Origin of the sequence: Vibrio sp. 10N.247.310.24, assembly GCF_041467175.1 — a bacterium.
Taxonomy (GTDB): Bacteria; Pseudomonadota; Gammaproteobacteria; order Enterobacterales; family Vibrionaceae; genus Vibrio; species Vibrio tasmaniensis_A.
On the sequence record NZ_JBFSUD010000004.1, the window covers coordinates 91,453 to 112,462 of the forward strand.

A 21,010-nucleotide genomic window follows, 5' to 3' on the forward strand; every position below is an offset into this window, starting at 1 on the left:
TGAAAATATTGTTAGTCAAATTGTGTGAAATTGCTGCGAATATTGTCGCTGCAACACATTTTTTGTTTTCATCTCTATAGCTTTACGTCGTTTATCCGATATATTTAACAGTTCATCAATTTATTCGAATTTAAGCACCTAGCTGAGCCTTTTATGTTTCAATTTTTCAAGCCGTGGTTAATGCCTTTTGCCATTCTCATGGCGACTCAGATTTCCGTTGTTCGTGCAGATTCCATTCGAGTTGTAGGGCCTAATGGCCAGATACAATCAGCGCCTACGTTTTCCGAACCTCTTCAAAGAGCACAATTGAATCGTGCTGGGCCTTCTCGTTTTTACGGCCCAACTTTGGGGTCGGAAACATTGTGGTCAATTGCCTCAAAGTTACGCCCTGATAATTCCGTTTCAGTTCAGCAAACCTTGTTGGCTATTTATCGTCTAAATCCACAAGCGTTTGAAAACCAGAATATCCACAGCTTGCTGCCTGCCAGTAATTTACGAGTGCCTTCTTTAGAGCAAGCAGGTGCAAGTTCTACACAGCAAGCCGTTAACATCATGAATGCGCACCTTGCTAAGCTCGATGCTCCTGCAAGTAAGCCTGTCGCTTCAAAACCAAAAGCGTCGAGTTCTGATGCAAAAAATGTTGTTCCTGCAAAGCAAGTAAGCACAGCTGAAGCCGCTAAAAAGCCATTGTCTCCAACTCAATCATCTCCAGCTCAATCAGCTCCAACCCGAGAGGTGAATAAGTTAGAGAAACAGCTAGAGCTTTCAGAAACTGAGCTATTGTCACTTGAAGAGAAAAACCATCAACTTCGCCTGATGTTGTCGAATGTTCAATTGGAAGTAGATGAGCTAAAAACAGAACTTAGTGATGAAGACCGCATTCGTAGCGAAGTGGAAAAGCTGCTTGATGAAGAGCGTAGAAAGAACGCTGAGATTGCAAAAATGGCTCCAAGTGCCATGGATCAATTGTTATCAAATGGTTGGTTAGTTACTGCTCTTGCGGTTATTCCTGGCCTGCTACTTGGTCTTATCATAGTGATCCTATTAGGGCGCCGTTCTAAAAATGATGAGCAGCAGCCGACACAAGACCAACCAATTCAATCAGATGCAAGTAGCGTCGCGCCTATCGCTTTAGGCGACGAGATGGACGACTTTGATAATGAATTGTCTTTAGACGATGAACAATTTGGCAATGAAGATGATGCTGATAAGTTATTTGATGACCAAGCATCGCCTGAAGAAGATGTATTTGCAGGTTTAGATGATTCTGATCTCGATTTTAATCTCGATGATGACGATGACGACCCATTTGCGAGTATTGGCGAAAATGGTGACTTAGACACTAACTTCGATGATCTGGAGTTAGACAGCAGCAACGGCATTAGTGTCAATGGCGATGACAAGGCGCTTGGTCTTGAAGAGATGGAGCGCGCACTTGATAAAACATCAGAAAGCGAACTCGGTTCTGATGAGGCCGACTTTGATCTTTCAGATGATAACTCAATGTCGAATGAAGATATTGAATCGCTACTATCACAGGATTCTGAGACTGAAGATCTAGGCTCTAACGAACTAGACCAATCTCTATTAGATGATCTATTTGCGCTTGATGATGAAGATGATGATAGCTTCGATATTGATGCTTTAATCTCAGAAGAGCAAAGTGATTCGATTTCTAATACCGATACATCAGCAACCGATGATTTTGACATTGATGCGCTTATCTCTGAACAACAGAGCGATACTGCACCTTCGGGCGTGAGCAACGATGAATTTGATATTGATTCGTTGATCTCAGAGCAGCAGACGTCACAACCCTCGGCTCCTAGTGTAGAAGATGATATTGATGACATCTTCGCTCAGGTTGCGGCTCAGAACGATCAAGTCAATGAGCCTGTGAATCTCGATAATGATGACGAGGTTGCTGAGAATCTAAACAGCGCTTTGGCGTCTGATGATGATATCGATAACATCCTTTCTCAGTTTGATCTGCCAACCGAAAGTGAAGAAACTCAAGGCAGTGTCGACCTGCTCGATGAGCAATTGACAGGGGATGATGTTGATCTCAGTAATTCAACAGATCTCCTAGATGATATGTTGGAAGATGAATCGGATGATGATTCTGAGAGTGATCCTCTAGGTTTTGACTCATTATCTGAACTCGAAGAACTCTCAGGCTTGTCGACCGATGATGAGCTAGATATTTCGGAAGACAGTACTGAAACCTTGGATGAGTTGATTGATGATTCTGATGATGACTTTGAACTCGATGCCGAGAGCACAGACCTACTAGATGATTTTCTAGACGATGATGCCAATGATGCTCAAGTTACCGTCGAAGGTGACGAGACGTTAGATGAACTGCTAGGTAATGATCTATCAGTCGGTGAAACCGATGAACAAGATTCAGAATCTTTAGATCCATTTGATGATCTACTGACAAGTGGCATTGAAGACGAGCTTGAACCTGAAGGGAAGGCGTTTGATAAAGAGTTAGACGAAGCCTTTGGTTTTGACAACGGCAGCGATGAGTCCGAAAAGGATTCAGACGTCGAGCTTACTCCGTTAACCTCAGAAACACCTGAAGTTGAGTCTGAGCAAGCATCGGACATTAATGCAACACCACAAGCTGAAGTCGTTAGTGATGGATCGTTAGATTCGGAAATGATTCAAGACAGTGCTGACGTTAAGCCAGAAAATGATGAAGCCTTTAATCGTGATGACTTTATCGATGATTTGTTCGGTGTCGCGCCGGCAACAGATGCGTTACTTGATGACTCGCTAGAAACAACAGACGAAGCATTGATTGATGAGTTAATGACTTCTGATGACAATGATTTATTGCCAGCGACAGAAGAGCTTGTTGAGTCATTAAGTGAAAATACGGTTGAACCAGAGCCGAAAGAAGCCGACGCCCAAGAACAGCGTGAAGACATCGCTGCTAGTTATGAAGAGCAAGTATCGCCATCGTCTTTAAATGATATCTCTGAAGATGATGAAGAGACGGTTGAAGACTGGTTAGCCGAAGCTATAGACGATGTAGAGTCGCCTGCGAATGTTGCCTCTGATTTTGACTTTGAACCGAAAATCCAAGGTAGCGATCAGTTTGAAGATGTCGTTGAATCCTTGCCAGAGCCAGAGCCAGAGCCAGAGCCAGAGCCAGAGCCAGAGCCAGAGCCAGTTCGTGCAGCACATATGCCAGAGATCGTTCCAAATGAATTCGGTGTGCCAGAAGACGATGATTGGCTGATTGAAGATGACACGGCTCAACAAGAAACATTGGCACAAGTTGATGAAGTAGCGGAAGAGCCTGTGGTTCCTGCTGTTGAACCTCAGATAGATACTGAACCTCAGTTAGAGCATGAACCGCAAGTTGAAACCGAACCTCAAGTAGAAGCAACGGAACAAGCTGAAGCGGTAGATCAAGAAGGCGAAGACGAGTTCTCGATTGATGATTTTGATCTTCCAGAGTTTGGTGAAGAAGATGCGTTGGCGGAAGCCGACGCCGAAGTAACCCCAGAGCCAGTAACACCGGTTGTTGAACCTCAGTTAGATGCTGAACCTCTAGGACAAGAAGGCGAAGATGAGTTCTCGTTTGATGATTTAGAGCTTCCAGAGTTTGGTGAAGAAGATGCGTTGGCGGAAGCGGACGCTGAAGTAGCAACGGAGTCAGACGTCCCTGTTGTTGATGCTCAATTAGACCCAGAATCAGAATCAACACCTGAGCTGCAAGCCGAAGTAGATCCTCAAGCTGAAACGGCTCCTCAAGTTGAAGAAACGAAACAAGCAGAAATTCTAAGGCAAGAAGGCGAAGATGAGTTCTCGTTTGATGATTTAGAGCTTCCAGAGTTTGGCGAAGAAGATGCGTTGGCGGAAGTGGTTAGCGAACCGGATGAAGCGCAGTTAGAGCAAGATCTTGCTCCAGAGTCCGAAAAGTTTGAGTTCGATGACCTTGACCTGCCTGAATACGATGAAGAGAGCGCAAAAGCGGATTCAGTCTTAGATGACATCGAACAAAGCAGTGCTGAGCCTGTAGCGGAAGAGCAAGGCGTAGAGCTCGATGAGTTTGATTTGCCTGAATACGGTGAAGATGAAGCTATCTCTGATGCGTTTGCTGAGAAACCAACGCCACTGACTTCTTTCAGCCCACAGGGTGAAGAACAAGATGCGCTGCATGATTTATTTTCAAACCCGCAGAGTTTTAGTCATGGTGATGACTTCTCGGATACAGAAGATTTCTCAGACGCAGAAGGCTTCTCAGGTGCAGAAGAGTCTGATTTGGCTAGTTTTACACAACCTGATGAATCACTCGATTCTCCGTCAGAATTAAGCCCAGTACCTTCTGAGTTAAGCTCAGTGCCTACAACAGTTCAAGACGATTTGTTAGAAGGTTTTGAGGATTTTGATGAGACAGCATTAGCTGAATTACTTTCTGAAGATGTTCAAGACTCTGTCGACAGCATGTTCGACAAGCCACTGGATGCTACATCGATTGATAGTGCAGGGCTCGATATTGACGCTATGCTTGAAGTTGGCGGCGAAGACTGGAAAGGCTTCAACCTAGCTCCTGAGCAGCAATCGAGCACGCGTAATGATGTGCCTGATGATCAACAGGAGATTTGGGCGTCGGCAGATCAACAAGCTGAACCAAAAATCAAACAAGAGAATTGGGCTCAACAAGACAACCTAACCGAGTCAGACAAAGGTCGTGATAAGCAATACATGACGATTGATGAGCTGATGGCTCAAGTTGAGCAAGAAGGTGAAGACGCGATTAATCCAGATGACGAAGAGTTGAAGCTAGATGTTGGCCTAAATGAATTCCCAGACGTTATCGGTGACATTGGTAATTACGATGTCGACAGCAACGCAGAAGCCGCTGGTAAGCTCGATTTGGCTAAAATCTACATCGAGATGAGTGACTCACAAGGTGCAATTAAGCTTCTAGAAGAGGCTATCGTTGACGGCAGTGATGATATTCGTCGAGAGGCAAAGAATCTTATCGATACGTTAAACGGTCGATAAATTCAAAAAATTATAAAGGGTAGCGTTGGCTACCCTTTATTTTAGGACGATACAGTTAGCGTCTATTTTATTTAGCTTGCTAAAACCACCGTCTAGGCGGTAGTGATTGTTTATTGAAGTTTTAGCCCCATCCTATTTGGGCTAGCACTCATTTCCGTATATACTTCTCGCCCATTTTCAAAGAGAACAAGAACATGAAAATTGCTTTAGGTATTGAATATAACGGTACCCACTACTTTGGTTGGCAGCGCCAACGAGACGTGAAAAGTGTCCAAGAAGAATTGGAAAAGGCTCTTTCAGTTGTCGCGAATCACCCTGTAGAAGTTATGTGTGCTGGTCGCACAGATGCCGGTGTTCACGGTACGGGACAAGTCGTTCACTTTGAAACTAATGTCGATCGTAAAATGGTTGCATGGACAATGGGCGCAAATGCCAACATGCCAAAAGATATTGCCGTTCGTTGGGCAACAGAAGTGAATGAGGATTTCCATGCTCGCTTTTCTGCAACAGCACGCCGTTATCGCTACATTATCTTTAACCATGCTCTACGTCCTGGCATTTTGAATTCAGGTGTGAGCCATTATCATGGTCACCTTGATGAGAAAAAGATGCATGACGCAGGTCAGTACTTACTTGGTGAGAATGACTTTACTTCGTTTAGGGCAACACATTGTCAATCTCGTAGCCCATGGAGAAACATGATTCACTTAAATGTGACTCGTCATGGGCATTACATAGTGATCGATATTAAAGCGAATGCGTTTGTTCACCATATGGTGAGGAATATTACTGGTAGCCTAATTGCGGTAGGTAAAGGTGATCAAAAACCAGAGTGGATTCAGTGGCTTTTAGAGGCTAAAGATCGAAAAGTGGCAGGCGCGACAGCGAAAGCGGAAGGCTTATACTTAGTAGATGTTGATTATCCTGAACATTTTGGACTACCAAGAGAGCCTATTGGCCCTCTATTTTTGCCGGATAATTTGAACTAAATGTGAGACTTAGGTTCAAAAAACATTACGGTTTCGTGCGTAAAATAGTCACGGAAAATAGGTACAACCAGTTTTTTATCTACAGTCGCTGTTTTATGTGCTTTAATTCCCGGCATAATTCCCAAATTTATTTCTTTCGCAATCAAGCGGAGGAATCGAAACAAAAAGGTCTTCCATGAGTTGGCTTGAAAAGATTTTAGAAAAAAGCAACATCGTAACATCTCGTAAAGCGTCGATCCCTGAGGGTGTTTGGACTAAATGTACTTCTTGTGAGCAGGTTCTTTACCATGCTGAACTAGAGCGTAACCTAGAAGTATGTCCAAAATGTGACCATCACATGCGTATGAAAGCACGTCGCCGTCTGGATACATTCCTAGACAAAGGTGAGCGTGTTGAACTAGGTACTGATCTTGAGCCACAAGACAAGCTGAAGTTTAAAGACTCTAAGCGTTACAAAGAGCGTATCTCTGTTGCTCAAAAGAACAGTGGTGAAACTGACGCATTAGTTGCAATGAAAGGCGAACTGCTTGGTTTACCTATCGTTGCGTGTGCGTTTGAGTTCTCATTTATGGGCGGCTCAATGGGTTCTGTTGTTGGTGCTCGTTTTGTGAAAGCGGTAGATGCAGCTATTGAGAACAACTGTGGTTTAGTTTGTTTCTCTGCAAGTGGTGGTGCTCGTATGCAAGAGGCATTGATGTCTCTTATGCAAATGGCAAAAACCAGTGCTGCTCTAGAGCGTTTATCTGCGAAAGGCCTACCGTTTGTTTCAGTAATGACTGATCCAACAATGGGTGGCGTTTCTGCAAGTTTAGCAATGCTTGGCGATATCAATATCGGTGAACCAAAAGCGCTTATCGGTTTTGCTGGACGTCGTGTAATCGAGCAAACTGTACGTGAAGATCTTCCTGAAGGTTTCCAACGCAGTGAGTTCCTACTAGACCACGGTGCTATCGACATGATCGTTGACCGTCGTGAGATGCGTCAGCGCGTTGCAAGCCTTGTTGCTAAAATGACCAATCAGCCTTCACCATTAGTAGTTTCTGTGAACGATTCACCGAATGAAGCTGCTTATGAAGTACCAGAAGCGCCAGAAAAAGGGTAAAGTACCTTCTAACAAACCTACTTAATTATGGTTATGAGTTAGATGAGTCAACAACCTATTCCTCAAGCCACATCCTCTTTGGAGATGTGGCTTGATTATTTATCAAACATCCACACAAGCGCTATTGATCTTGGTTTAGACCGAGTTCAAGCTGTCGCCTCTAAGGCAAACCTCACCAAACCTGCTCAACATGTTATTACTGTTGCTGGAACCAACGGCAAGGGCTCAACATGTGCACTCATGGAAGCTATTCTATTGGATGCTGGTTACTCTGTTGGTGTCTACAGCTCCCCTCACTTAATTCGCTATAACGAACGTGTTCGTATCAATGGCAAAGATCTGTCTGATCAAAAGATGGTTCAGTCTTTCGATTTCATTGAGAAAGAACGTGGTGAAATCAGCCTTAGCTTTTTTGAATATGGCACTTTAGCAGCGTTACGTGCTTTTCAAACCGAAGCGGTTGACGTTGTATTGTTAGAAGTGGGTCTAGGCGGACGTTTAGACGCGACCAATATCGTTGAGCATGACGTTTCTGTGATTACTAGCTTGGCTGTCGACCATGTTGACTGGCTAGGTGATGACATTAATGTGATCGGTTTTGAGAAAGCGGGCATTTATCGTAGCGGTAAACCAGCGATTTGCGGTCAACCCAAGCCACCGGCTACGGTTTCGGCACACGCTGATGATATTAACGCTGAGTTCTACCAAGTAGGGATTCAATACACCTATGATGTAGATGGTGATACTTGGAACTGGCGCAGTGGTGCATTCCAGTTAGAATCGCTACCTATCCCAAGTTTACCGCTGCCGAACGCAGCCACCGCACTGATGGCATTAGGTACTTCAGAACTAAGCATTAGTGATGTGAACGTTGTTAACGGTATGAAGAATGCGCAGCTTCCTGGGCGTATGCAGCAAATTAGCGAACAACCGGTGATTGTGCTTGATGTAGCACACAACCCGCATTCTGCTGAGTACTTTGCGCAGCAAGTAGCGAAGAAGTATGCAGGCAAAAATTTACACGTTGTAGTCGCCATGCTTCATGACAAAGATATCCCCGCGACATTGGAAGTATTAGCTCCAATAACAACACATTGGTACCCAGCTTCGCTGAACGGCCCACGAGCCGCAACAGCCGCTGAATTGTGTCAAAGCTTACCTGAAGGTGTAGAGCAGTATTCGAACCCTGTTGTAGCGTTTGAAGCGGCTTTAGCTTCTGTTATAGATGACGATGTTGTGTTAGTTGTCGGTTCTTTCCATACCGTCGGTGAAGTGTTGGAGCATTGGCAGAAAAAAGGAAACTAAATGGCAAGTAAATTCCAAAGCCGATTAGTCGGCACCATCATTTTAGTGGCCATTGGCGTGATTGTATTGCCCGATGTGCTGGATGGTAAGAAGCTCCACTATAAAGAAGAGTTTGCAAGCATTCCGATTAAGCCTGAGCTTGATAGTAATGTTGAAGTGTTTGAAGTACTCGATCCTGTTGAAGATCAGATAGCGCTACCGGACTCTCCGGTTGAGCAAGTGGTTGAAAGTGGTCGTACTGATAATTCAAACACACAAACTGCGTCGGCTTCCAGTAACAAAGAAGCGGATAAAGTGGCAGTGGTAATTAAGCCGGTACCTGAAAAAAATGAATACCAAGACAGTGCTTGGATTATTCAATTGATGGCTTTGAAGAATGCTGACAACGCAAAAAACGTTGTTAAGGATTTACAGAAGCGTGGTTATCAGGCTCATACCAAGCAAGAAAAAACATTTACGCGAGTAATTATTGGCCCGGATGTTTCTAAATCCAAACTTGAGCGACAAATTAAGGAATTAGAAAAAATTACGGGTTCAAAAGGCCAATTGCTCAAATTTAAACCGTTAAATCCATAAGAAAACGTTTGCGTCAGCATTTTTTCTGTTAAAATGCGCGCCAACTTAAGATGAAGAATTCATGAATTGGTTAGATTTTGTCATTTTAGGCGTGATCGGCTTCTCTGCCGTGATCAGTTTAGTTCGCGGTTTCGCTAAAGAAGCGTTGTCACTTGTTATTTGGTTTGGAGCATTTTTTATTGCTAGCCAGTACTACGCTAAATTAGCAATGTACTTCACCAATATTGAAGATGAGATGTTTCGAAACGGAACTGCGATAGCAGCATTGTTTGTTGCAACGTTAGTTGTTGGTGCCTTAGTTAACTATGTCATCGGACAGCTAGTTCAGAAAACAGGCCTGTCGGGTACAGACAGAATCCTCGGTGTCGTCTTTGGTGGCTTACGTGGTGTTTTGATTGTTTCTGCAGTGTTGTTTTTCATGGATGCGTTTACTGCATTCCCAAGTTCTGAGTGGTGGAAGAATTCGCAATTGGTTCCGGAGTTTAGCCGAATCATTGCGCCGTTCTTCGAGCATTTACAAGCAACATCTAGTTTCTTATCTGGCGCGCTCTAGCGCCAGTTAATGTCGAAAATCGAGGATTAGGACATGTGTGGTATTGTTGGAATCGTGGGTTCAACACCTGTAAACCAGTCTATTTATGACGCTTTAACGGTATTGCAGCATCGTGGCCAAGATGCCGCTGGTATTTGTACCATAGAAAGCAATCGTTTCCGTCTGCGTAAGGCGAACGGTTTAGTTAAAGATGTTTTTGAAGCAAAACACATGCAACGCCTCCAAGGCAACGTGGGTATTGGTCATGTTCGTTATCCTACAGCGGGAAGTTCTAGTGCTTCTGAAGCTCAACCTTTCTACGTAAACTCTCCATTTGGCATCACGCTGGCGCATAACGGTAACCTAACGAATGCAAGTGAAGTTCGTGAGAAGTTGTTCGAAAAAGACCGCCGTCATGTCAACACAACCTCTGACTCTGAAGTTCTACTAAACGTATTGGCTCATGAAATCGATACCGTAAAAGGTAACGTGACTTCAGATGACGTTTTCCGCGCAGTTGCAAACGTGCACCGCACTATTCGTGGTGCTTACGCAGTAACAGCGATGATCATCGGCCACGGCATGATCGCATTCCGTGACCCACATGGTATTCGTCCACTGTGTCTTGGTAAGCGTGAAATTAACGGTAAAACAGAGTACATGGTTGCGTCTGAGTCAGTAGCGTTAGACGCTGTTGGTTTTGATTTTATGCGCGATGTTGCTCCTGGTGAAGCTATCTATGCAACATTCGATGGCGAGCTTTTCACTAAACAATGCGCAGACAACCCACAACTAAACCCATGTATTTTTGAGTTTGTTTATTTTGCTCGTCCTGATTCATTCATCGATAAAATTTCGGTTTACAGCGCACGCGTTGAGATGGGTGAGATGTTAGGTAAGCGTATTAAAGAAGAGTACGCAGACCTAGACATTGACGTGGTGATTCCAATTCCTGAAACATCAAATGATATTGCTCTACGAATTGCTCAAGCGATTGATAAGCCATATCGTCAAGGTTTCGTGAAAAACCGTTACGTTGGCCGCACGTTTATCATGCCTGGTCAGCAACAACGTAAGAAGTCGGTTCGCCGTAAACTCAACGCGATTCGTTCTGAGTTTAAAGGTAAGAACGTTCTACTGGTTGATGACTCGATTGTTCGTGGTACAACATCAGAGCAGATCATTGAGATGGCTCGTGATTCTGGTGCAAACAAAGTCTTCATGGTTTCTGCCGCTCCGGAGGTTCGCTTCCCGAACGTTTACGGCATTGATATGCCGAGCGCGACTGAGTTAATTGCTCATGGTCGTGATAACGAAACGATTTGTAAGCAGATTGGTGCAGATGCTTTGATTTTCCAAACGTTACCAGACTTAATCTCTGCAGTAGGTATGGGTAATCAAGACATCTCTCGTTTTGATACATCCGTATTCAACGGTGAGTATGTAACGGGCGATATCGACCAAGCGTACCTAGATTTCTTAGACTCTTTACGTAATGACGATTCAAAGGTTGAGCGTGAGATCCAACAAGATCTCGCGAACCTAGAGTTACATAACGAAGGCGCTTAGCGTACTCATAAACACGAGTAATAAAAAACCAGAGCACCGACTCTGGTTTTTTTGTTTGCGGGGAAGGGGATTGAATCTTAGTGAATGTGGTATGCGATCACAAAATCGATAAACAATCTAACCTTCTCTGGCAGGTGGTCTTTGTGGTTGTAAAGCATGTAAATATCACGAGGGTTAGCGCTCCAGTCCTCTAAGACTTGCACTAAGCTGCCATCTTCAATGTATTCGCGGATCATAACGTCGGGCATAAGGGTTATACCGAGGCCTTCTGAACATGCTTGTCTCACGACATTGAGCGCATTCGCGTTGAAACGGCCTTTCTCGCTATTCACCACAGTCTCTTCATTCGAATTACTCAGCTGCCACTTAATCAGCGGATAGCCTTTAAGTAGCGAATGATTCGCGAGCTCTTCTGCATGACTTGGTGCCGGATTCTTCGCTAAGTAGTCAGGACTTGCGATAAGAATATCTTTTACTTCACTGATTTTTCGAGCGATTAGGCTTGAATCACGTTGTGGACCTACTCTGAAAATTACGTCCCACTCGGTTGGATCAAGCTGATCGGCTTGGTTGTTCATCATCAGCTCAATATTAATATCAGGATATTGAGTCATGAATTCACTGAACATCGGCATCATCATGCGCTTGGTCAGGTTTGAGGGGGCCGTAATGCGAATCTTACCGGAAGCTCCTTTACAAACGTCAGTCAGTTCTTCTGCAGTAGAAGATAGACGTTGCAGTAACGGAGAGCATTCGTTGAAGAAACGTTCGCCAGCCTCTGTTAAAGAGAGTTTACGCGCGTGTCTATTGAGAAGTCTTAGGTTTAGTGAATCTTCTAAGGCTTGGATGCGTCGTGTAATGGTCGCAACCGGGATCATAGTCTTGCGTGATGTTGCGGTGTAGCTCCCATTTTCAACGACAAGTCGAAAGAGGTTTAAATCATCTAATTTCATAAATCCAGACACATTTGTTTACAATCTCATCTAATTTATACGTAATAGTGAGATCAATGTTTGCGTTACGTCAATTCGTTGCACTATTTACCAGTATTCCAACCCTTGTCACGAATTTCCAGTAAAGAGTACGTATTTGTGTATTTAGCAATTTGTTACTAAGTTTTATATTAGTTCTTGGAACAGATAACAATAATAATTCGACTTAGTTTTGTGAGGTTAGAGATTATGTACAAAACTCACAGTCAGCCAGTTATGACCTCGGCTCAGGAAGTTCTCAATCAAAAATGCGTTATGTTGGTTGATGATGATCCTATTTTTCGCCGGATAACCAGCGCGTATTTAGACAAGATTGGTTATAAAGTGGTTGAGGCTGAAAATGGGCTGGACGCTCTGCAAAAGCTTAGAGACTCAGCGCCAGATTTAATTGTGTGTGACTTATCAATGCCTATTCTGGATGGCATTGAGCTTGTAGAAGAGCTCAGTTTAGAGTATCCGTCACTGCCTATGATCGTTGTGTCTGGCACCGATGATATGTCTGATGTGGCGAAAGCATTACGATTTGGTATCAAAGACTTTTTAGTCAAACCTCTGGAGGATCACGGTCATTTAGGCAGTGCGATTGCGAATACATTGACAGATTCGTTCGATAACATTTCAGACCAACGAGATTTTTCAAGCCAATGGTTTTGCGTTGATGACGGCGGAGAGATCCCTGAAGACCAAGAGCTGCATTGGCACCTAAATCACTTGCAAGATAACCCTAGTGCGGCAAGAGACTTATTGCACGCGCTGCTTCCTGACAAAGACACACGACAAGGCTCATGGCGTTGCAGTTACCGCCTACTACAATCAACAGAGATGATGCCACTTGTGTTCGACTATGCGTGGATGATGAACGGGCAGTTTGCTTTCTACCTTGTCGATTCGTCATCTTCTGATAACGGCGGCTCAGCGGCCACATTGTTGGTGAGAGCGTTATTCCACGATTACATCAGAAATAGAAAAGATTTTAACGTTGATCTCAAAGATATCGCGGAGATTTTGGAGAAGGGGATTCGTTGCTCTAAATGTTCAACCCCGATTAATGCTTTGTTTGGTGTTGCTGACCTTGCTGTGGGAACTATCTCTATTTTACCTGCGGGTTTAGATGGACAATGGTCGAATGGCGAATTGAATCAACATATTGCGGCGGGCGAGCGCTTGGGTGAGAACTGTAAGAAGAACTTCATTACACGGGATCTTCCGATTGAACAGGGCTGCCAGCTATCATTGAGCCTACTTGGATCGGCCAGTTTTAGTTTAGACATACACCAAGGGTCTACCGATTAACCCTATATTTCCTCGGTTTTTGTGAATAATTGATTAAGGTATAGTTGCGCAAATGGTGTGGCTATGCCTTTTTTGTTAAATGTCGATTTAGCAAAGCGGGTTTGGTTCGCCAGATACTTACCTTTACTAACAAAAACAAGAAGCAATCATGGCAGATAACAAAGACTTTCAAGACCCGTTTAATGTATTCTACTTTTTAGGATTTTTAGCCGCATTTTTAGTGATTCCATTATTACCAGCAACACTTACGTTGATCCGTGTATTCAATGGTTACGCAACATTCTAGTTAAGTTATCGTCGCCGATTGGTGATAGCTAACTCAAGGAGGCCACAATTAGCGTTCGAGTTTTAAGCCTCAATATTGCTGGTGGCCTTTGCATATTTCTCGCAGTTTTAGGGATAGCTTTACCCGTACTGCCAACCACGCCTTTCCTCCTTCTTGCCAGTGCATGTTTCATGCGAAGCAACCCCAAAGTTCACAAATGGATGCATGAGCATAAAACGCTGGGTCCCTTGTTGAACAATTGGTATCAACATGGTGCCGTTACCAAGCAAGTAAAAACGCGTGGCGTGTTTTTTATCTTGTTAAGTTTTGCGTTATCGATCTACTTTGCCCCGATCATTTGGGTCAAGGCTTTCCTAATTTGTGTACTTGTTATTCTTCTCACATGGTTTATGCGACTTCCAACCCATGAGTTGGTTGCTGACAGCAAAGAAAATCACTACCATTAAGCCAGTGTGCCTGCTTGTATAGCGGGCGTTTATTATTTCAGCAATTTGAGTTATTACTCTCGTTGCAATGAAGTCCAATCGTACCTTTCCTTAATTCCGAGCGTTGATGTTTGATTCGTTAACGAGAGTTTGGAAAGCGGCCTAATGAAGTGCATAAGATTATGAACACAGAAAAAATCTCTCTGATCAAAGCAAGCATCAAAAGCATTCCTGATTACCCAAAAGCGGGTATTTTGTTCCGTGACGTAACAAGCTTGATGGAAGATCCTGCCGCTTATAAAGCGACAATCGATCTGTTGGTGGACACATACAAGGGCATGGGCTTTACTAAGATCGTTGGTACTGAAGCTCGTGGTTTCCTATTTGGTGCGCCTCTTGCTCTTGAGTTAGGTGTCGGCTTTATCCCTGTTCGTAAGCCGGGCAAGTTGCCTCGTCAAACAGTGGCACAATCTTATGAGCTTGAGTACGGCACTGATACGCTAGAAATTCATACCGATGCTATCGTTGAAGGCGATAAAGTGCTGATGGTTGATGACTTGTTAGCAACAGGCGGTACGATTGAAGCGACAACGAAGCTGATTCGTCAGCTTGGTGGTGTGGTAGAACACGCTGCATTTGTTATTAACCTTCCAGAAATCGGTGGTGATAAGCGCTTACAAGGCTTAGGTCTAAAAGTGTTTAGCATCTGCGAATTCGACGGTCACTAATCCTTTTCGGAATTATTCATGAGCTATCTTGCGTTAGCGCGAAAATGGCGACCAACCAAATTCAAAGAAGTGGTTGGTCAAGCCCATGTTTTAACAGCATTAGAGAATGCCCTTAGCCAAAATAGGTTGCATCACGCTTACCTATTCAGCGGTACACGAGGTGTCGGTAAAACGACCATCGGCCGTTTGTTTGCGAAGGGACTCAACTGTGAAACAGGCATTACTTCAACCCCTTGTGGTGAGTGTGCAACCTGTAAAGAGATCGATGAAGGTCGTTTTGTTGACCTGCTCGAGATCGATGCTGCCTCACGTACTAAGGTAGAAGATACCCGCGAGCTTCTGGACAATGTTCAGTACAAGCCTGCACGTGGTCGCTTCAAGGTTTACCTAATCGATGAAGTACACATGCTGTCTAGGCACAGTTTTAACGCGCTTCTAAAGACCTTAGAAGAGCCGCCTGAGTATGTGAAGTTCTTGCTCGCAACGACCGATCCACAAAAGCTTCCGGTTACGATTCTTTCACGTTGTTTGCAGTTCCATCTTAAGCCGATCAGTGTCGATAATATCCACGAGCAGCTCGATCATATTCTTGAACAAGAAAATGTGACATCTGAACCTCGTGCGCTTGGGATGATTGCTCATGCTGCTGATGGCAGTATGCGTGATGCGCTAAGCCTGAGTGACCAAGCTATCGCATTGGGTAACGGTAATGTCGTAACAGACACTGTTGCTCATATGCTTGGAACGCTGGATACAGACCAAGCGATTCACCTACTTGAAGCGATTAGCAGTAAACAGCCTCAGCAAGCGATGGCTTGTATTCAAGCTCTTGCTGAAAATGGCGTTGAGTGGGATGGATTGCTGAGTCAACTTGCGACTCAATTACACCGTTTGGCGATGTATCAAGCTCTGCCGTCTACTTTAGACAAGGCCCAGCCTGATGCTGAAAGGCTGGAACTGCTGAGCAAAACGTTAAGCCCTCAAGACATCCAACTCTACTACCAGATAGTGCTAAAAGGTCGTCAAGACTTGCCATTATCGCCAACTGCTCGTGTTGGTATTGAGATGGTGGTTCTGCGTATGTTGGCATTTAGGCCTGCTGAGCAAACTGTTGCTACGTCAATCTCGACTCAGTCGACAAGCCCAGCGCCTGCTCCTGCAGCTCAGATTCCGGTTCAGAACCAGGTTCAGAGTGTTGCTCAGTCAGTGAGTCAAGCTGCGCCAATGGCCGCTCCGAGACAGTCAGCTCATGCTCCAGCGGTTTCACAGCCTCAAGTGTTTCAGCAAGCTCCTGTTCAGCAGCCTGTGCAACAGCAACCGCCGCAGAATCAGAACCAATATTCAGATTCGCAAGGTTACGCTGATCATTCAGGCAACCAAGGTTATCCAGAACAGGATTACCCGCACAGTCAGTATGACGCGCCACCTGCTTATGATGAGCGTCCAAGCTACGGCACAGAGCAGCCGATGAGTCCCATGACTCAGCAAGCTAATTATCAGAATCAAGAGCAGCCAAATGTTGCTCCCGTTGCACCTTCTGTTCCACCTGTTCCTTCTGCTTCACAAGAGCAACCAGCGCGTGCAACTTCGCCTGTGAGTGGTTTACGTCACCAATTGCGTTCTCAACGTAGAGGTGGTGCAGCAACAGAAAACAAAGGTTCAGCGCCAAAAAAGGCTAAAGCGACACCAGCTAAAACTTCAGTTCTTGACCGAGTTGCTCAGCAACACGGTGGTTCTGAGCGGGTGTCGCCAGCTTCTTTAACCGCCTCTTCGACAGAAAATGTGACCAACGATAATGAACCTTATCGCTGGAAACCGTCTAAACCTGTAGTGAAAGAGGTGAGCAAAGAGCTTACACCTACTCAGATCAAGCGTGCGTTAGAGCATATTAAGACACCAGAAATGGTCGATAAATTGCTTCAAGAGTCGATTGCTCAAGATGAATGGTCTGCCACGATTCAAAAGCTAGAGACAGCCAAGCTTGTTGAACAGTTAGCATTGAACTCAGTGTTTGCTAAAAACGACACATCAATCACTTTAACGTTAAGAGCGAGCCAAGCTCACTTGAATACGGATCGCGCACAGAGCGAACTATTACAGTCGCTCAATACCGTGTTGGGAGAAGAGTGTCATTTGAGTGTTGAAATCGGCGATGGTGGAGAAACGCCACTAGAACTACGAGAAAGATTGTATCAAGGTAAGTTGAAAGACGCGTTTACCGCTTTGGAAAACGATGCCAACGTACAGTTTATTGAAAGACGTTTTGCTGCAGAACTCGACAGAGACAGCGTTCGTCCTATCTAGAACTTTTTTACGTTTAGTGACCGGCGTATCATCCCAGATAAGCAAATCTGAGAACTGAACACCGAGGGGTTGAATCACACTGTTTTAACCCCCATTTAAGCACGTATAGCTTAATTAATTTTAATAAACCAATTAGACCAGAGAGTATTAACATGTTTGGTAAAGGCGGTATGGGCAACATGATGAAGCAAGCCCAGCAAATGCAAGAGCGCATGCAAAAGCTTCAAGAAGAAATCGCAAATATGGAAGTTACAGGTGAGTCAGGTGCTGGCCTTGTAAAAGTAACGATCACTGGTAGCCACAGCGTTCGCCGTGTTGATATCGATGAAAGCCTAATGGAAGACGATAAAGAGATGCTTGAAGATCTTATCGCTGCTGCTTTCAACGATGCGGCTCGTCGCGTTGAAGAAACTCAAAAAGAGAAAATGGCTGGCGTAACTGGCGGAATGCAACTTCCACCAGGTATGAAGATGCCTTTCTAAGTAACTCATTCTTAAAGGTTAATTCTCGTAGTAGCTTGTGTTGAACTGGCCATTACTTGAAAATCAGAACGGTTATATATGCGTACCAGTCATATGCTGGAGCATTTGATGGAGGCCTTACGTTGTCTACCTGGGGTTGGCCCCAAGTCGGCGCAGCGTATGGCCTTTCATTTGTTACAGCGCGATAGAAAAGGCGGCCTGCAGTTGGCTGAAGCTCTTAGCCAAGCAATGACAGAAATTGGTCATTGTAATGAGTGCCGTACTTTTACCGAAGAAGAGACCTGCCACATTTGTACCAATCCTAAACGTCAGGATAACGGTCAAATTTGTGTAGTAGAGAGCCCTGCAGACATCGCAGCCATTGAAGCAACGGGTCAATATTCCGGTCGTTACTTTGTGCTTATGGGGCATCTTTCACCACTTGATGGTATTGGTCCAAGTGACATCGGTCTCGATGTCTTGGATTACCGCTTACGTCGTGGTGATATCACTGAAGTTATTTTAGCGACTAACCCGACAGTAGAAGGGGAGGCGACAGCACATTACATTGCTGAGCTATGTAATGCCCATGAAGTGAACGCTAGCCGTATCGCCCATGGTGTTCCTGTTGGTGGTGAGCTCGAGCTAGTGGATGGCACCACGCTTTCACACTCGTTACTCGGTCGTCATAAAATCTAAAAAAGCCGCTTGGTGAACCATCACCAAGCGGCTTTTTCTTTTATGGTTCTCAAAGGTTTCTATTCCAAAACACTTCTCTGAGCTTAATCTGAATCTCTCACCGCTTTGTATATCATTGCGCCAATCACGGCACCAATAATCGGTGCAATCCAGAATAGCCATAACTGAGAAACAGCCCAATCACCAACAAATACAGCCACGCCGGTACTTCGAGCGGGGTTAACAGAGGTGTTCGTTACAGGGATACTGATAAGGTGGATTAAGGTTAAACAGAGACCAATTGCGATAGGAGCAAATCCAGCAGGTGCTTTCGAATCTGTCGCGCCCATGATCACGAATAGGAACACCATGGTCATGACCACTTCACAAACGAGTGCAGCGGTAAGTGAGTAACCGCCCGGTGAGTGTTCACCATAACCATTGGAAGCAAAGCCAGAGGCAGCTGCATCAAAGCCAGCTTGGCCTGAAGCAATCACAAATAACACGCCACCTGCGATGATACCGCCAATCACTTGGGCAATAATATAAGGTGCGACATCTTTGGCATCAAAGCGACCACCGCTCCAAAGTCCAATAGTAACAGCAGGGTTGAGATGACAGCCAGATATATGGCCAATAGCGAAAGCCATGGTGAGCACGGTTAAACCAAAGGCGAGGGAAACTCCGAGTAGACCAATACCCACATCGGGAAAAGCAGCGGCTAAGACGGCACTACCACCCCCCCCCAACACCAACCAAAACGTACCAAACATTTCTGCAATATACCTATTCATAACGATCCTTATTAATCTGTACCAGTATCAACAAGATAGTTTAGATTTCGCAAGTTTGTGAAATCTTGGGCATATAAGCGACAGAAAGGGAGTGTTTTGGGTAGCAAATAGCCGACAGAGATTGCAGTGATTTTTAAACGAAATGCCATAACTGTTTAACGACAAGCTCCAGAAACTGACTAAAGTGCGATCTATTGTGTTGTTCAATAAATAAAACTGGTTGAAGATATTATTAATTCTTATTGGAGCCTGCGATTCATGAAAAAGTTAGCGATTTTAGTAGTAACGACATTATTACTCACTGCATGCGGAGGTGGTGACAGCGGTGGCGGTAGCGCTGCCACTAGTGGTGGTTCTAGCGCTCAGAAACTGAATACGGACATAGGCGTAAGTGATGCCGATATTCAAACATTGAAAGGCTACAAATTCCTATCCGTTGATGGTAAAGGATTTGAGTCTCCAAGCAATTTTAAAGCGAAGTAGTAGGAGTCAAGTTTTGAAGAAATTATCTATAGGTATTATCCTTGCCACACTTGGTACTTCTGTTTATGCGTCGCCAAATCTAGAAGGTTATTTTCAAGCTCGTGAATTGGTAAATTATGCGGCAGGAAGTTTACAAAAAGCAAAAGTAGACTTTATAGCTCTAGATTATGCTGTAGCTAAATTACCTGCAGCTTCACAAGCTCAACTGGTTCCTTTTAATACTGTATTGGGGGAATTCTCGACAAACAGTTCCGTAAGCAGTAGTGACGCGACTGCTTTGCTCAGCCGAGTTAACTCTAAAGCCTTATCTGGTCAATATGTTTGCCGCATCAATAGCAATGGTACTGTTCTGGCATATAGTGCGGAAAACGGAGAACAGTGTGCAGCGGACAAGTATGAAAAGGCTGCATTAGCACTAGCGAAGAAAGGCGATGAACTGCGATTCTTCCGTTCATACAGTCAAGGTTATTTTCAAACCTTAACTTATAAGGTTGATGCAAGCTCTAGTGATGAAACAGTTCGTTTAGGCTACTTTAATAAACATGGTGGAAAATGGATTGGTGAAGCGGTTAAGGTAGTAAAAGGTAAGGCGCAAATCAATAGTACGGGTGTTGATACTTACGATGTCATCGCTTACCGAGATTACAATATCTCATCATCGAAAGGTGTTTCTCCGAACACATCAATTAGCTTTACTGAACAACCATTTTTTATCACAGATGAAGTCACAGATCTCGACTCTACCGGTAAATCTGTCCATATAACGAAGACTAAATTTTCAAGTCTTCACCAGTTTGATGGCCCTTACCGTGGAAGGCATATTGATTCGAAAGGTTGGTTTAATTGGTTTAACCAAGACTACGTGGGTCAATACGAAATTGGAGGTAAAAAAGTTTACGCCGTTTCGGACACACAAAATTTAGTCGTCAAAAAAGACTTTAGTGGTGCGGTAGATAGCTGGACTCGCGTTGATGTCGACAAAGCTGATCAAGGTAGTGGTGCAGGTGACTGGACTATGTACATGTTTAACAATACAAACAATTTGATAGGTGAAAGCCCAACTTATTGTCAAATCAAAGCGATAGCAGAAGGTAAGCCTGTAGTTCAACTTTTATCATCAACAGGCGTTATGACGCACCCACCAATTACAAACTGTGACCAAGTTGATCCTGGCCATACAAAGAAAATGATTGCATCATTTAAAGACGGGAATAACAAAACAGTTTCTGTTACTTCTCCTAAGCTAAAAGCAAGCGCTCAACATATTATGGCGCTTGGGCCTATTGTTGATCAAGGACAGAAGGCTAAATTCACAGTGCAAGATGCTAGAGATTTATTGTCATCGACTCGCTATAAAGCGGCTTTAGCAGAAATGACACCGCAATTTTTGTCTTCAAAGCCACATGATATTTTAAAGTAGATTCTGTCTTTGATGAATTGGAAGCACCTTTTATAAGGTGCTTTTTTG

18 protein-coding genes are annotated in these 21,010 nt (G+C 44.2%); 16 read left to right on the plus strand and 2 right to left on the minus strand.

The features are described from left to right. Nucleotides 1-153 precede the first annotated feature (153 nt). From AB6E08_RS02410 to purF, 7 genes are all read left to right on the plus strand, one after another. Complete coding sequence (locus AB6E08_RS02410) at nucleotides 154-5,025, plus strand: FimV/HubP family polar landmark protein (RefSeq protein ID WP_372159621.1); 4,872 nt, start codon at nucleotides 154-156, stop codon at nucleotides 5,023-5,025. 194 nt (nucleotides 5,026-5,219) lie between these two features. Then, entirely contained in the window at nucleotides 5,220-6,014 is a 795-nt protein-coding gene (truA, locus tag AB6E08_RS02415; RefSeq protein ID WP_050620921.1) for a tRNA pseudouridine(38-40) synthase TruA, read from the plus strand. Nucleotides 6,015-6,189: 175 nt separating this feature from the next. Further along, a complete protein-coding gene (gene accD / locus AB6E08_RS02420) occupies nucleotides 6,190-7,116 on the plus strand; it encodes an acetyl-CoA carboxylase, carboxyltransferase subunit beta (RefSeq protein ID WP_009848681.1) in 927 nt (308 codons plus the stop codon). A 42-nt stretch (nucleotides 7,117-7,158) separates the two neighbouring features. Next, nucleotides 7,159-8,421, plus strand: a complete 1,263-nt coding sequence (gene folC, locus AB6E08_RS02425; protein ID WP_050620919.1) for a bifunctional tetrahydrofolate synthase/dihydrofolate synthase — start codon at nucleotides 7,159-7,161, stop codon at nucleotides 8,419-8,421. Next, nucleotides 8,422-8,997: an SPOR domain-containing protein gene (locus AB6E08_RS02430; protein ID WP_050620918.1), complete on the plus strand. Its 576-nt coding sequence runs from the start codon at nucleotides 8,422-8,424 to the stop codon at nucleotides 8,995-8,997. It begins immediately after the preceding gene. A 61-nt stretch (nucleotides 8,998-9,058) separates the two neighbouring features. Then, nucleotides 9,059-9,550 (plus strand): CvpA family protein, encoded by a 492-nt coding sequence (locus AB6E08_RS02435; protein ID WP_009848678.1) that lies wholly within the window; start codon nucleotides 9,059-9,061, stop codon nucleotides 9,548-9,550. 33 nt (nucleotides 9,551-9,583) lie between these two features. Further along, nucleotides 9,584-11,098 (plus strand): amidophosphoribosyltransferase, encoded by a 1,515-nt coding sequence (gene purF, locus AB6E08_RS02440; RefSeq protein WP_012603488.1) that lies wholly within the window; start codon nucleotides 9,584-9,586, stop codon nucleotides 11,096-11,098. Nucleotides 11,099-11,175: 77 nt separating this feature from the next. Here purF and AB6E08_RS02445 read toward each other — a convergent pair whose 3' ends face one another. Continuing rightward, nucleotides 11,176-12,051 (minus strand): LysR family transcriptional regulator, encoded by an 876-nt coding sequence (locus AB6E08_RS02445; protein ID WP_004734167.1) that lies wholly within the window; start codon nucleotides 12,049-12,051, stop codon nucleotides 11,176-11,178. A 228-nt stretch (nucleotides 12,052-12,279) separates the two neighbouring features. Between AB6E08_RS02445 and AB6E08_RS02450 the strand changes: the two genes are divergently transcribed. The 7 genes from AB6E08_RS02450 (at nucleotide 12,280) to recR (ending at nucleotide 18,286) form a co-directional block, all read left to right on the plus strand. Beyond that, nucleotides 12,280-13,383, plus strand: coding sequence for a response regulator (locus tag AB6E08_RS02450; protein ID WP_372066459.1), 1,104 nt, complete (start codon nucleotides 12,280-12,282; stop codon nucleotides 13,381-13,383). Nucleotides 13,384-13,531: 148 nt separating this feature from the next. Further along, nucleotides 13,532-13,669 carry a hypothetical protein gene (locus AB6E08_RS02455; protein ID WP_017099204.1) on the plus strand — a complete coding sequence of 46 codons (138 nt, stop codon included), beginning with the start codon at nucleotides 13,532-13,534 and terminating at the stop codon, nucleotides 13,667-13,669. Nucleotides 13,670-13,743: 74 nt separating this feature from the next. Next, nucleotides 13,744-14,115: a YbaN family protein gene (locus AB6E08_RS02460; protein WP_029223120.1), complete on the plus strand. Its 372-nt coding sequence runs from the start codon at nucleotides 13,744-13,746 to the stop codon at nucleotides 14,113-14,115. 161 nt (nucleotides 14,116-14,276) lie between these two features. Further along, nucleotides 14,277-14,822, plus strand: a complete 546-nt coding sequence (gene apt, locus AB6E08_RS02465; protein WP_371707218.1) for an adenine phosphoribosyltransferase — start codon at nucleotides 14,277-14,279, stop codon at nucleotides 14,820-14,822. An 18-nt stretch (nucleotides 14,823-14,840) separates the two neighbouring features. Further along, a complete protein-coding gene (gene dnaX, locus AB6E08_RS02470; protein WP_372066455.1) occupies nucleotides 14,841-17,126 on the plus strand; it encodes a DNA polymerase III subunit gamma/tau in 2,286 nt (761 codons plus the stop codon). Between the two features lie 152 nt (nucleotides 17,127-17,278). After that, on the plus strand, nucleotides 17,279-17,608 hold the full coding sequence (locus AB6E08_RS02475; RefSeq protein ID WP_009848672.1) for a YbaB/EbfC family nucleoid-associated protein: 330 nt from the start codon (nucleotides 17,279-17,281) through the stop codon (nucleotides 17,606-17,608). A 78-nt stretch (nucleotides 17,609-17,686) separates the two neighbouring features. After that, the gene (gene recR / locus AB6E08_RS02480; protein WP_004734155.1) at nucleotides 17,687-18,286 is read left to right on the plus strand and encodes a recombination mediator RecR; all 600 of its coding nucleotides are present in this window, start codon (nucleotides 17,687-17,689) and stop codon (nucleotides 18,284-18,286) included. Between the two features lie 83 nt (nucleotides 18,287-18,369). Here the strand turns inward: recR and aqpZ are convergent, their stop codons facing one another. Then, entirely contained in the window at nucleotides 18,370-19,059 is a 690-nt protein-coding gene (gene aqpZ / locus AB6E08_RS02485) for an aquaporin Z (RefSeq protein WP_372066451.1), read from the minus strand. A 258-nt stretch (nucleotides 19,060-19,317) separates the two neighbouring features. Here aqpZ and AB6E08_RS02490 point away from each other — a divergent pair, with 258 nt between their 5' ends. Both AB6E08_RS02490 and AB6E08_RS02495 read left to right on the plus strand, forming a co-directional pair. Next, on the plus strand, nucleotides 19,318-19,542 hold the full coding sequence (locus AB6E08_RS02490; RefSeq protein ID WP_009848670.1) for a hypothetical protein: 225 nt from the start codon (nucleotides 19,318-19,320) through the stop codon (nucleotides 19,540-19,542). Nucleotides 19,543-19,555: 13 nt separating this feature from the next. Continuing rightward, nucleotides 19,556-20,962, plus strand: a complete 1,407-nt coding sequence (locus AB6E08_RS02495) for a porin (protein WP_372066448.1) — start codon at nucleotides 19,556-19,558, stop codon at nucleotides 20,960-20,962. The last annotated feature ends 48 nt before the right edge of the window (nucleotides 20,963-21,010 follow it).